This window comes from Tenacibaculum sediminilitoris (assembly GCF_964513795.1).
GTDB classification, from domain to species: Bacteria; Bacteroidota; Bacteroidia; order Flavobacteriales; family Flavobacteriaceae; genus Polaribacter; species Polaribacter sediminilitoris.
Map to the genome: position 1 here is coordinate 202,151 of NZ_CAZEQR010000022.1, position 14,626 is coordinate 216,776.

9 protein-coding genes are annotated in these 14,626 nt (G+C 32.1%); 8 read left to right on the forward strand and 1 reads right to left on the reverse strand.

Annotated features, from left to right (window positions below; translation table 11 throughout):
• The first annotated feature begins 61 nt into the window (after nt 1-61).
• The 8 genes from ACKTSW_RS07950 to ACKTSW_RS07985 all read left to right on the forward strand — a co-directional run bounded on the left by ACKTSW_RS07950 (nt 62) and on the right by ACKTSW_RS07985 (nt 14,153).
• Nucleotides 62-6,145, forward strand: a complete 6,084-nt coding sequence (locus tag ACKTSW_RS07950) for an Ig-like domain-containing protein (protein ID WP_408024741.1) — start codon at nt 62-64, stop codon at nt 6,143-6,145.
• A 30-nt stretch (nt 6,146-6,175) separates the two neighbouring features.
• Nucleotides 6,176-10,528: an RHS repeat domain-containing protein gene (locus ACKTSW_RS07955; RefSeq protein WP_408024742.1), complete on the forward strand. Its 4,353-nt coding sequence runs from the start codon at nt 6,176-6,178 to the stop codon at nt 10,526-10,528.
• 12 nt (nt 10,529-10,540) lie between these two features.
• Entirely contained in the window at nt 10,541-11,350 is an 810-nt protein-coding gene (locus tag ACKTSW_RS07960; protein WP_408024743.1) for a hypothetical protein, read from the forward strand.
• A 237-nt stretch (nt 11,351-11,587) separates the two neighbouring features.
• Entirely contained in the window at nt 11,588-11,836 is a 249-nt protein-coding gene (locus ACKTSW_RS07965; protein ID WP_408024744.1) for a hypothetical protein, read from the forward strand.
• 20 nt (nt 11,837-11,856) lie between these two features.
• A complete protein-coding gene (locus ACKTSW_RS07970) occupies nt 11,857-12,507 on the forward strand; it encodes a hypothetical protein (RefSeq protein ID WP_408024745.1) in 651 nt (216 codons plus the stop codon).
• An 11-nt stretch (nt 12,508-12,518) separates the two neighbouring features.
• Nucleotides 12,519-12,932, forward strand: a complete 414-nt coding sequence (locus ACKTSW_RS07975; RefSeq protein WP_408024746.1) for a hypothetical protein — start codon at nt 12,519-12,521, stop codon at nt 12,930-12,932.
• A gap of 38 nt (nt 12,933-12,970) precedes the next feature.
• Nucleotides 12,971-13,642, forward strand: a complete 672-nt coding sequence (locus ACKTSW_RS07980) for a hypothetical protein (protein ID WP_408024747.1) — start codon at nt 12,971-12,973, stop codon at nt 13,640-13,642.
• Between the two features lie 4 nt (nt 13,643-13,646).
• Entirely contained in the window at nt 13,647-14,153 is a 507-nt protein-coding gene (locus ACKTSW_RS07985) for a hypothetical protein (protein WP_408024748.1), read from the forward strand.
• Nucleotides 14,154-14,296: 143 nt separating this feature from the next.
• Here the strand turns inward: ACKTSW_RS07985 and ACKTSW_RS07990 are convergent, their stop codons facing one another.
• Nucleotides 14,297-14,473, reverse strand: coding sequence for a hypothetical protein (locus ACKTSW_RS07990; protein ID WP_408024749.1), 177 nt, complete (start codon nt 14,471-14,473; stop codon nt 14,297-14,299).
• Nucleotides 14,474-14,626 lie beyond the last annotated feature (153 nt).

Below are 14,626 nucleotides of genomic sequence, written 5' to 3' on the forward strand. Positions count from 1 at the left end.
AATGAATATGAGAAATCTAAGAAAAGTATCAAAGAATTAAAGTTTAGAAAAACTACCGAATATGATAAAGAACAAACAAACCAGAAGAACCATTGCGATCTTTTTCTTGCTGAATTTTTTAAGCACACTATTTCCATACAATGGATTGTATGCAAATAACAACGGACCTAATGCACCAGAAGCTTCAGGGTTTGAACCTGTTAACGCTACTGATATGGTGAATTTATCTTCAGGGGATATGGCTTATGTATTACCACTATTAGAAGTAGATGGATTTCCTATTACTTTATCATATCATGCGGGTATCCCTATGGAAATGGAAGCTTCATGGACGGGGCTAGGATGGAATATAAACACAGGAAGTATAGCAAGAGGAGTGGTAGCAACACCAGACGATTGGAAAAATGGAAGGAGGTTGAATATAACTTACCTGCATGGTACTACAAAAAGTTATTCTGTTGATGTTGGAGTAGGTATAGGTAAAGCAGCATCGGTAGGAGTAGGTTTATCTTGGGGACCAAATAAATCTCTCTCAGGTTCAGTTTCTGCTTCAATAGGTATAGTAAGTGTAAGTGCAGATACAAATGGTAGAGTAGGAGCTTCTTTAAGTGCTTCAACATTAACAAAATCTTTAGGCTTTAAAGGTGCTTTTGATAAAATTTCAGAAGAGGCTCTTAGCTCAGGAGTAGGCTTTGGAGGCTCATTATCAGTGAGTAATAAAGGAGGTTTTTCAGCAACAGCAGGGTTGTCTTCTCAATCTAAAGGGCTTTCTACAAGCATGGGAGTTTCAATATCTGGTCAAGGAATAGGTGGAGCTTTTTCTATCGGAGGGAACAATGGTGTAAGTGGGAGTAATGCTTTAGGAGGGTCTGGGAGTATGAATATGGGTAGCTTTTCAGCTGGAGACTTTAGTATTAATACTAAAGGGATTTACATACCTATTAATATAGGTATTTTAAGCTTTGGTTTTGGGTATCAAAAAGTAGATATAAAATTAAGAAAGGCGTATAATAAATTTGCATACGGTAGTTTATACTTAAATTCGGAAGACTTATATAGTGATTATGCAGGATTTAATAACAGTTTAGGAGAGTTAGCACCAGATAATGTTTTTAAAGATTATCAAAAAAGAAATAGAATAGGAGATGCTTATGAGCAAATAATACCACAAACAGAGGAGGAGTTTATTTCAGATTACAGAAAACAAATCGAAAAACTGAATTTCACTTTCGCAGGTTATGATTCTTATAATATAAATGCAACTGGTGTTTCAGGTAGTTTAAGGCCTATTATTGGAGAAAATTCTGTAATTATTGGTGAAGGATATGATGGAGGATCAACATTTGAATACAACAAAAAAGCTAAAGTTTTTTATCATAATTCTTATAATACTTTAAGGTCAACAAAATCAATAAACAATAACCTCTATTTTTCTTTTGATGGTCAAATTACAGAAAATGCTATTGTAGGAAAAGGAAATTTTATCAATGCTACAGGTTCAAGTGATTTGACACTTGGAGATTTTATTAATAATTATGGGAATAAAATTCAAAGTAGACCTAAAGCAGGATCTTTTATAGAAGTGTTTAGTAATGAGCAAATTGATAATGGAGCAAACATTATTCATCCATCTTCATCTTTTAATGAAAATGGAAATAAAATTTCAAGATATAGTTTAGGTTATCAACCTAAAGGAATAGGAGCTTATAAAATAACGACACCTGATGGTAAAACATATCATTTTTCTCAACCAGTCTATCAATATGAACAAATTCAACATAATTTTTTAAAATTTGAAGACGCAGACTGGAGAAGCCCATATAACTCACAAAGTAAACGAGAAGCTACTCCTTATGCAACTCATTGGCTGCTTACAGCTATTACTGGACCAGATTATGTTGATAATGGTAATAAATTTCCAGATAAAGATGATTTAGGATACTGGGTTCGATTGGATCATGGGCAATGGTCAAGCGCTTATACATGGAGAAGTCCATATGATACTAAGATGTACACACAAAAAGGTACAGCAAAACATTATTCAACGTATGTAGATAATGAAGTTGAAAAATCAGACCCAGGTCATTTTATGCAAGGAAGAAAGGATCTTTATTATTTAGATAAAATAGTTTCTAGAGAAAGAATAGCATATTTTGTAAAGGATATAAGATATGATGCCATAGGTACAAATGCTCCTTATATTTTTTACCCAACAACAAGTACTTCTCTTTGGAATAATAATATAGGTATTGATTCAAGTGATTTTAATGATGTTTTGGAAGGGCCTACTCCAGTTAGAGAATATGCAAGGTATGAAAAAGAATATCAATTAAAATTAGACAAGATTGTTTTAACCAAAAATGATGAAGCTTTAAATGTATCATCAAATGCTTCACAAAAAGCATTCAAAGGTTTAGAAGTTAAAGAATTAAATAATCAGTATGAAGTAAATAGTTTTTTTGAATCTAATTTAGGAGGAAACGCAAAGGTTCATAAATTACATCAAAGTAATAAAATTATAGATATTGATGATTTTATAAACTTTGATTATGAAAATGCTTTTAAGGTAATTAAGTTTAATTATGACTATTCTTTAGCATATAATACTCCTAGTTCTGATCACCCAAATAACCCAAATAAAGGAAGGTTAACTTTAAAAGAAATCGCAACCTATGGTAGGGGGATGTTTAAAGGAGCCAAAGAACACCAATTATATGATTATTTGCCTCCATATAAGTTTTCTTATTATAAAGGAGGAAGTGAAGCAACTGGAGGAGTTGTTTATAAAAGAGATGAAATTGATTTAACAAAAAAAGAAATAGAAAGAGCCAACGTCGATAATTGGGGCTTTATTAATGGAAAAGATGGAAAAGGAATAAATAAAATTGATGCTTGGAGTTTAGCTAGCATAAAAAATCCACAAGGAAGTACAATCGATATAAAATATGAAGAGGATGACTTTAAAATCGAAGCGTTTTCAAGAAGGCATTGGAGTAAAAATTTAGCTTTTAAGGTTTCAAAAGTATCATCTAATAGATTTAAAGTTCAAATTCAAAACCATGCTAATATCTCAGATTTAGCAAAAGTAAAGGATTTTAATGATTTTTTTGAAAAAGGAGAAAGGGTATTTCTTGATCTATATTTGTGTTATATGGATGAGGAAGATGATTTTGCTGATTGGAGTGATAATGCAAGAGGAGCAATCGATATAAGAGCAGATGATATTGTTACTGTAGAAGATATAAAATATAATTCTAATGGTGTTCAGGTTATGACACTAGACGTTTTAGACACAGGAGAAGCATTATTGAATAGTACAAATACTGTTGGAGTTTATGGAGATAGAACTCCTAATTTACCTCTAAATTGGTGGTTTGATGATGTGGGTAGATACACTACATCATATTTTACTTGTGAATCAATGTCAAATGATGTTCCTACAGAGGATTGCCCTTATGGTAAGTATTCTACTTATGCTAAAGATAATAATTTAATTAGAAATCAGTGTCCAGGAGATTTAGATGGAGACCATTATAATTTAGTTTATAGGTTGTTAGCCAATAAAATTGTGCCAGGTAGTAGTGGAGGAGGACTTAGAGTTAAGGAAATAGTTGTTAAAGATGAACAGAATAATGAATATATTACCGAGTATGATTATAATGATCCTTCAACAGGTAAAACATCTGGTATAACATCTTTTAACCCAGTAAAAGGGGAGGTGTTTGTTCCATATCAAAATGAGTTACCAGGTCCTGGAGTAATGTATGAATGGGTCACGATGAAAGCTTATGGTAAGGAAAAAGGGATAAAAAAATTAAACACCAAGATGCGTTATCATTACTATACGTTACAACCAGTTTGGGATATATTTGACCCTAATATAGTAATGAAAGACAAAGATGGGCAGCCTATATTTGAAGGAAAAGTAGAAGAGGTCAACATGTCACAGAGTGGTGTTACTGCAAAAAAAATAAATATAAAGAAGAATCTTTCTAAAATTGGACAGTTAATTTCTACAGAGGAATTTAATGAGTATGATCAATTGTTAAATAAAACTGAAAATTTCTATAAGGAAAGAACAGGAGAGGTTAGTGAGACATTTACATCTATGAAATCAGTATTTGATTTTAGTACTGATAATGAAGGGAATATTAAAGATCATTCCTTGGGTATTTTGAAAGGAAGATATTTGACTTTGTCTTCAAAATCTGAGAAAGTTCATGCTTTAAATAAAATAGATAACTATGCATTAGGAGCAAAATCAACAGTAGAGTACTTTAAACCAGATGCTTACTTAGGGACATATACAGAAATCCAAAAGACTAAAGCAGATGGAACAAAAGTTAGAGAAACTAAGTATCCAGCTTATACATTTTATTCTGAAATGGGGTCTAAAATTGAAAATCCATTAAATAAGAATATGCTAACACAAGAGGCAATGAATGTTACGGCAGTAGAAGTATCACCAAACGTATGGAAAACGACCAATGCATCAGTAACTACATGGAATAATGAATGGATTTATAGAGATATATATGGAGAAGAATTAATGCCAACTTCGTCAAATGAGAAAATATGGCGTAAGCATAAAAACTTTATTTGGAAAGGAACGGTAGATGAGCATGGAACATATGGTAAATTTCTAAACCAAAATTCTTTTAATTGGGGTATAGGAGCTACACAAATAAATGCAGAATGGGAAGAAGTATCGGAAATAACTCGTTACACGCATTTTTCATTACCAATTGAGGCGAAAGATATAAATGGTAATTACGCGTCCTCTAAAATGGATACTAATTTTAGTAAAACTATAGCAGGAGGAAATGCTCAATATACAGAAATGTACTATTCTGGTTTAGAAGAGTATGATTCAAGAGGAAAGGAAAGTGAGTTTGTATTTGAAAATACGCAGTTAAGTGACACAGCTCATACAGGAGAATCTGCAGTAGTCGTGGGTACAACATCCAAAGCATTTAAGCTTACAATTGATTCTAGAAACGGCTCTACTTTATTAGGAAAAAAGTTTAGACCAGGAGCTTATAAAGTTTCGTACTGGTTGTATACTCCAGACAGGGAAGAAGAAGACGTGCCTAATTCAAGTTTAGTATATGGAACTCAAAATATAGCTTCACAAGAAAAAGTGAAAGCAGGAGATTGGACTTTAGTAAATCATATAATTACTGTGATCGATAATTCAAATTTAGAACTCTATCTTATTAATAATAATTCCTCTAAAGGAGAAATTGTAGATGATTTTAGAATACACCCTATTGCATCAACTATGAATAGCTATGTGTATGATAAGAATACAGATGAACTGCGCTTTATTTTAGATGCTAATAACTTGGCAACTGAATTTAAATATGATAAGGCTGGTAGATTATGTAAGACCTTCAAAGAAGTTCTAAATCAGGAAACAAATACTGGAGGTTTCAAATTATTAAAAGAATACCGATATAGGTATAAAAACGCACCAACTAACTCAGGAATGTGTGGTTGCTGTGAAGAGGATGGAGTTGTATATGTTAATGATGCACCTACAGCTATGTCCGACAATTATCAATTTAAGATAGTAACAAATGAAGCATTAACATTAGATGTGTTAGCAAATGATTATGATCTTAATTCATTAGATGTATTAACAGTAGACAGAATAGTGTCACCTCCAAGTTATGGAGCAGTAGCCATAAGCAATAATAAAATTGTTTATACACCTAAAGCGAATTTTTATGGGCAAGATAGTTTCACTTATTCAATAAAAGATAACGGTACACCTGCTAAAACAAGCAACACAGCTACAGTAAATATAAGTTTGACGGAGGATACGTTCTTCCCTCTTATTAAAATTACAGATTTTGTAGACGTTGGCCATAAAGCTTGCACCACCTTTAAAGTAACAATTGCTGGAGGTAGTGGTTCTTTTACATATGTGTGGAAAAAGATAGACTACAATGATAATGTAGTAAGTACTTATACAGGAAATTCAGATTACTATGTTTGTACAAGTTGTTCAGCAAATGAATATTATCAAATTTCATGTACAATTACAGACAATGTTTCTGGAAAAGTAAAAACTGTAAATAGTGCTACAGGACCTTGTGGAGGTAGTATGGGAGACGGTCCAGTATTAGAAGAACCTAAATAATATATAATTAATAAGAAAAGACATAATTATATGAAAAAGTATATACAAATATTAATGTTGATTGGTTTTTTAATCAATAGCGGTTTTCTATTTTCACAAGAAATAGAATCAGATAAAACATTAAGCTCACCTGAAACAACTTCAAGAACAGTAGAAGCCACTAATAGTATAACACTATTACCTGGGTTTAGTGCTACGGGATTAACACCTTTTATTGCACGAATTGTTCCAGAAAATATTTATGATGTGGTTAAAGGAGTACCATACATGGAAAATGAGGCGCTAAATTGGATATCTAGTAGTTCTTATGATTTATCAGGTAACCTAACTTCAAGTGGTGTGGCTTACTTTAATACACTAGGTAAAGCTACCCAAAGCCACACTTTAGATATTAAAACTGGTAAAATTTGGACAAATGAAGTACGATATGATGCCTTTGGAAAAACAACATTTTCTACTTTAAGTGCTCCTGTTGGTACACAGTATGGATATAAAAATAACTTTATAACCACAACGACTGGTGGCAATTTATCAAAAGCACAAATAGAGAGTATAAAGGATAATACAGCTGTAGGTATTATAGGTGACCAAGAAAACACCTTAGGATGGTATTACAGTGAAAGTAATACTTCTGAAAAATACCAAGACATTACAGCACATCCGTATAGTAAAGTTATATATAGTACATTAAGACCTGGTATACCTTTAAAAACTTTAGGAGGAAATAAAATACAGAAAACTGTATCTAGCCCAAAAGAATGGTTGCAAAGCTATTCTTTTGTTATACCCATGACTCAAGAGCTTTTTTATGAATTTGAACCAGGTTACTTCCCAGAAAGAGAGTTAGTTATTACTAAAAATAGTAATGGGAAAGCATACTATGGTACTAGTGATGTATATTACACTTATGATTTACAAGAGGTGGATGAAAGTAATTGTAATGGAATGGGATCGGTATACTCAGATAAGCGTTTGGCAGAAAATTACACATTGTCTGTAGGGTACATTTATAAGATTACACTTGGAAGTCAAATGGGGTATTATAAAGTTATCTCAAAAGAACCTCATAATGTGTCTTCTGGAGGAGGAGGCTTTGAGTTTGAAAGTAGTGGTGGAGAGGAACAACTTTTGCCACCACCAGGAGGAGCTAGTACTGAATTAGAGGAATTAATTTGGTTAAATGATATGGACGCTTATAACTGCCCATTAGGAAAACCGGTATTTTTAAACGGAAAAAAAACTGTTATAAGAGATGTTCATGGTGTAGAAAGTGTTGTATTTACTGATAATGAAGGGAATGTATTGGCTGCTGCTAGAAGTGGAAATGAAGATGGTCAAAAGAATGTTAAAACGGTAATATCTCCAATTAACGAACAAGGCTATGTAGATATTCATATTCCTAAAGGATGTGGTAGTGTTGAAATTATAGGAAAAGTGGAGGTACAGTCTACCGACCCAAACTATGATGGCCCACCAATACTTGAAAATGTAAGAGTAAGAGTTTTTGATTTAATGACGGAAGAAATAATTTTTTCTGACACTCAATTACAGAATTTACCATTAGGCAGTGGTTTTTATAGGATCCAAGAATTAACAGATTTACATAAGCAGTACGATACAAAAGTTAAAATTAATTCATCTGGAAAAGCAGAATTATTAGACCCTCAAAATTCAATTGCAGTTAAGTACAATGTTAATTACTACGATTATAGTTTAAACTATTACGACAAAGCAAATCGTTTAGTAAAGAGTACACAGCCAATAAGTAAAAAAGTAGCAAGTACATTTACATACAATACCTTAGGACAATTACAAAGTACATCAAGTCCAGATGAAGGAGAAGCAGTGTTTAAATACCGTAAAGATGGTCAAATACGATTTTCACAAAATGAGCAGCAAGTACTAGATGGTGAATTTTCATATACCAATTATGATAGTTTTGGAAGACCAGTAGAAAGTGGGGTAGCAATAGGAACGTATACTACCTTAAACCCAGATATCACTTCTTTTTCAGGAACCAAAAAAGAACAACATTTTACTGTATATGACGTAGCTGATAGTAATTTACAAACAGTTGTAACCAATGCTGGATTACCGGCAGAGGCATACAAACAGACATTTGTAGCGGGTAATGTAGCAAAAACATACACTGATAGTCCTAGTACCACTACTACTTGGTATAGCTATGACGCGTATGGTAGAGTTACTTGGATGATACAAGATATTGATGGTTTAGGAGTAAAAACGATTGATTATGAATATGATTTTGCGAAAGGACAGGTAACTAAGGTGTTGTACCAAAAGCACAAAGCAAATGAATTATTTGCTCATAAATACACCTATAATATTGCAGGAGAATTGTATAAAGTAGAAACTTCTACTGATAATAATACGTTTATGGAGCAAGCAAAATACAAATATTACGAAACGGGAGCCTTAAAGCGTGTTGAAGTAGCAGAAAATGTACAAGGAATTGACTATATCTATAATTTAAACGGTCAATTAAAGGCAATTAATCACCCATCGAGAAGTAGTTCTCTAGATCCAGGAAAAGACGGAACTAATGGAATAGCCGGTGATTTATTTGGTTTTGCAATAGATTATTATAACGGAGATTACACCCGTACCAATACGCCTACACCTGTAACGGTAGCAACAGGTTTTGAAGCTAATAACCAATACAATGGGAACATCAAAGCAACACGTTGGTCTAATGAAGAAGGAAGTACACAAGCTTCACAAGTATTTAGTTATAACAAAAATAATTGGCTACAAGAGGCAAATTTTGGGGTAGCTAATAGTACAGGGGCTATTACTCCAAATGCATATGGTAATTACAAGGTATACGGATTATCGTATGATGCCAATGGTAATATAAAAACACTAAACCGTAATAAAGATGGTAATAGTAATAATGCCATGGATAAGTTAAGTTATAATTATGTAAAAGGGAAAAATCAGTTAGATTATGTAGTTGATGCTGTGGGAAATGCAGGAGTACAAGATATTGATACCCAAAGTGCAGAAAACTATGTGTATGACAGTATAGGTAGATTAACGGAAAATAAAAAAGAAAAGGTAACATACGAATACAACGCAAGTGGTTTAGTTACAAAGGTATTTTACGACAATAAACTAAAAGTACAGTTCTTTTACAGTGATAAAGGACACCGAGTAAAAAAGGTAAGCTATTTAACTACAGGGGCTATTGATAAAACTACGTATTATATACGTGATGCTTCTGGAACCACCTTAGCCATATACGAAAACGAACAGCAAAAAGAGTTGCCAATTTACGGAGCAGGTAGGTTAGGAGTGTACAATAAAGGAACCAATACAAGCGTTTACCAATTAACCGACCATTTAGGAAATGTACGAGCGGTGATTGCAAAACAAGGCTCAAATGCGGTAGCAATAAGTAGGACTGATTACTATCCCTTTGGGATGCCAATGCCTAACAGACAAATCGTAAACGGTGAACCCTACCGTTATGCCTACCAAGGACAAGAAAAAGACCCTGAAACTGGAAAGGAAGCTTTTCAGTTACGTTTGTGGGATGCTAGGATTGGAAGATGGTTAAGCCCTGATCCAATGACTGTACATCATACTCCGTATCAAGGAATGGGAAATAACCCTATAATAATCATTGACCCGACTGGTGGTTATCCTACACCATTGGAAGCAGCTTTAATGGCATCTTATGTTTATGGTAATCCAAATGTATCTTTAGTAGGAGAGTGGAAACTCTCGAAAAAATTAGGATTTAACATGAATGATACTGATACTGGTTTGAAATCAATGTTGTTTGAAAGAGAATTAGATGATGGAAGGGTAGAGTATGCTTATGTTTATCAAGGTACTAATGACTGGTCTTTTGGAGGAGGAGATGGTGATGATAATCTTCATCAAGCTTTTGGTAATTCCGAACAGCATGCACAAGTTTTAAGAGTAGCTAATAAGTTATCGATAGCACTTCAACAAAAAGAGCTTACTTTTGTAGGACATTCTTTAGGAGGAGGGCTTGCTAATTATTCTTCGATAGCTACAGGTAGAAGTTCAATAACATTTGATCCTGCATGGCTGTCTAAGGCAAGTTTAAAAAAGATTAATACTACAGCTCCATTAGCATTTCGTCCAGGTGTTCAACAAACTAATTATATACCTAGAGGTTTTTCTCTTCATAGAGCTCAAAAGAGTTCTGTTGCATCTGCCCTTGTTGAACCTGTGGGGAATAATGTATTTGTTGGAGGGTTTAAAGATAATTTTAGACTAAATATTATGGATGTACATGATATTGATAATATTGTACAGAAAATATTTTTTACATTTGGGTATAATAAAGATAAGGATGCTGGCAGAATAAAAAGTCCTAGATACTTTTAATATTAATTTTGAATGAAAAGATATATATATATTATAGTGTTTATTTTCATATTTACTTCTTGTAAGTATGAAAAGCCAGCATATAGATTTTCTAATTTTCATGGAACTTCCGCTGAAAATATAGCCAAAGCTATAGAAGAAGAGGACATAAAAATTATTAGGAAAGAAATTTTGCAAAAAAAAGTTAATGTTGATTTTGAAGATGAAAAATATGAAGTGTCATTACTTACTTTAGCATTAGCTAATAATAAGAAAAAAGCTTTCGAAGAATTATTAAATTTAGGTGCTAATCCAAATATTGAAAATAAATCATGCATTAGTCCTTTAATATCTGCAATACGGAATAATAAAGATTGTGATTTATTTTTTATAAAAAAATTATTGAATAATGGTGCAAGTATAAATCCTGAATTTTTTAAAAAATGTAATTATTTTACTAACGACCCTATAGTGGAAACAATTAACTATTATATAGAGGAAAAACAAATAAAATGTGGTTTAGAAATATTAAAGATTTTGGCTTCAAAATTTAACAAAGAAGATTTATTATATATATATAATGATTCCAGAGATTATCAGGCCAATGTAGTTTATAATTGTTTAAGTACACATAAAAATTTAATTGCATTAAAATATTTAATAATTGATTTAAAATATAAAGTCCCTGAGAAGATATTTATAGATGGAACTGTACTTTTAAATAATCATGGATTTAAATCATTAAGAGAAATTTTAGAAAGTAATGAATTTGTATTTAATAATTCACCTTATAGAGAAAAAGCAAAAAAGGAGATATTGAAATATTTAAAAAAATCAAATTAGTTTTTTGATATAAACTTTATTGGTTCTCAAAAATAGTTAAAACTATGCCCTGATGCTGCAAAAGTAGGAGATACTCATGTTGGTGACCAAGGTGGAAATTGGACATATTCAGAAAGTGGTTGGAATACAAATGATTTTGACTCTAATATGGTTTATGTTAATTCACCTAACAGACAGGCAAAGATTGATAATTTATCGCAGACTTATTCATTTGCTCAAGATTTAAGGAGCATGGGTATGGAAGTTAATATAACTAATAATCGTAGAGAAGCGATGAATAGTAATATTAATTTTATGATTGGTTCAACATTACCAACAGGAAAATTAGCAACTCTTTCTAAAGCGAAAGGAAGAATTTTTTATGTTGGAGAGGGAGCTGAAAAATTAGCAAGAAGTATAGCAGCAAACAGTAAGTATAAAACAATTTATCAAACATGGTATGGGGTTATAGGAAGTAAGGTAACCCAGATGGAGGTTGTTGGATAAAGGGTGAGAATGGTGAGGATGTGCCATGTGTTGCCGATGCTTTAGGAATGGCTACCGATAGTAATGGAGTTTTGTGGGAGCTAAACTCGAATGGAGAATTTCATACTAATGCTTATGATGATAATAATGTAAATGTTTATTCTGTAAATCAAATTATAGAAGGAGTACGTTCATTCCCAGCAAGAAGACAAGCTGGAATTGATGCAATGAATGCTCACATGATGAAAACTGGTGGTATTCATGAGGATAATACTATAGCAGAATTTTTTATGGGTTCTTCGTTAGCAAGAAATATGTTTAAACGAACTACTCGTAGTAAGGTGTTTCATTATGGTTCAGATAAAGCTACTTTAAATAATCTAAAATTAATGAAAGCAGAAGAAGGAGTTTCTCAAGTGTTATTACACGGTCATTATGATTTTTTTATTATAGACGGAGTTAAAACAAGTCCAAAGGACTTGGCGAGGATGTTATTAAGTGATAAAATTAAAAGAAAATCAACTATTAGATTAGTGTCATGTCACACAGGGAAGTTTAGTGATGGAGCGGCATATCAATTATCTAGATATTTAAAATCAACAGTAAAAGCTCCAACTAATGCTGTAAGAACATTAAATAATGGTTCATATGAAATAATGGATGAAGGTATATGGAAAGTGTTTAACAAATAATATATGTGTATATGAAAGACTTTCAAAAAAGTATTATTTTTTTAGGTTTTATTGAAGGGTTTAATAAGAAGTTATTTCAACAAATTTCCTTCTCGGATGTTTTAAAAAAAAGAATACCAGAGAAAAGACAAAAAATAATAGATTATTTAGAAAAAGGAGAAATAGTAGTTGCTTGGATGGGATATTTTGTTGATAATAAGGGGAATTTAATATCTCCAGATTGTTACTATACAGATGGAAATTATATTTGGCCTTCGTATCTAATAAGTTTTATGAAAGATGATTGCAATTATTGTATAAATGAAGGTTTTATAGATTATTTAGAAGATTTAGATTATAATTTCCCAAGAGTTGATAATTTTAAATTAGAATATATAAAAAATAACTTATCTAAAGTTTTAGTTAGTACTCCTCCTGAGAGATAATAGGATAGGTATTATCGTTCCATAGCCCTTATCTAGGTATGGGAAATAGACCTACTGTTGCTATTGACCCAGACGGTGGTGATATTATTATATTAACTGATAGTAAGGCGGTAGCAAGAATGGGACACGGAGCTGTTTTAATAGGAAATGATAAAGACGGATGGAGGTATCTTTCGATGAATGGTACGAGTGCTGATGGAGAAGGAGGGGGGAGTGCTTATGGAGATAGTGTTTACCCAGATTTGGGAAATTATAAACAACGCGATAATGAATATATAGTTAACGATTTTAGAGGTACGGGTATGACTGCAGAACAAGTTATGGTTGCAGTTAATAAATCAAATAAGAAGCATACGCATCATTATGATAAATATATTAGAATAACTACAAGTGTAACTGAGGATAATTTAGCATTTGATGCTGCAAAAGATCAAGCATCTCATAAAAAATATGGAATTTTCGGTGTTTCTTGTATTGATGTACCGCAAGAGACTCTTGCTCGAGTTTTTGCACACAGAAAAGGTAAGGAGAGTTTGAGTTGGTATGAAGAAACAAGATATGGCTTTGATCTTCTCCTGCCCAATGCGTGGAGATCTTACTTACTTACTGGACTTCTAAAATCTATAAATACTAGTATTTTCAAATCAACAGGAAGTAAAAATGATTTTAAATATACTGAAGGTAGAATCGTTTCACCAAGGCACTTTTAAATAAATGAAAAAAATAATTAGAATAATTATATTAATATTTTCAATCGGAATAATAGTTTATCTTATAATTGGACGTATAAATAGGTATGTTGGTTGGGATGGGAGAGAGCAATGGAAATACAGACGTTCTACCCACGGAAATATAAAAGAATCCATTGAAAGAAAAATAATGATAAAAGAACTTAATTTTGAGTCTAATTTAGATAGTTTTAAATTTGATTGTTACATAGAAAAGGGATTTACTTACAGTAAAAAAAGTATGTTTGAGACAGATACTTCTTTAAAAAGTAAATTTCCATATCAAATTTCTTTTCCCACTGGTTTAAGAATAGGTGAAACAAGTTATATTTTACCTATTTCTAATGCAAAATTATTCGATTCTATATCAAGTGAATTGTTGGGTCCCCAAGTATTTCTTAAAAGGCCTCAATTAAAAGATACATTGATTTTAAAGATAATAGAATTTGATAAAAATAGGAAAGAGGTTGGGTATATAAAAGTATGGGAGTAGTTGCTCTGCCCCTGATGGCGCTAGTATGTCATGTAATCGCTAGTGCTAGCATTTGCTAGTACCGATTACGAGTAAGCGTTAACAAAGAGAAATTAAAAATAGAAGAGCTACCTTAATGTAAGAATTAAGGTAGTTTTTTGTTTTTAAAGAGAAGCTAAATTTTTATCAAAGAAATTTTTAAACTTTTTATTGGTAAGCATTTTATCAATGATTTTAAGAACGGTACTTTTATCTTCTTCGTCTAATTGATTAATTAGCTTAAAACGTTCCCCAGCTGGCGCGAGCATTGATAAATAAAAAGTAATGGCTAGTGCGAGCATTCTGCTCGTACTGTAGGCTTCCCCTTTTTAGGACACCTTAAAATTCGACAAATAATTATTATTTAGGTCAGATTTGATGAAGAATTTAAATTCTTCATCAAATCTAGGCATATATTCTTTAGGTGATTTGTTACCTAAGGATTGGTGTGGATG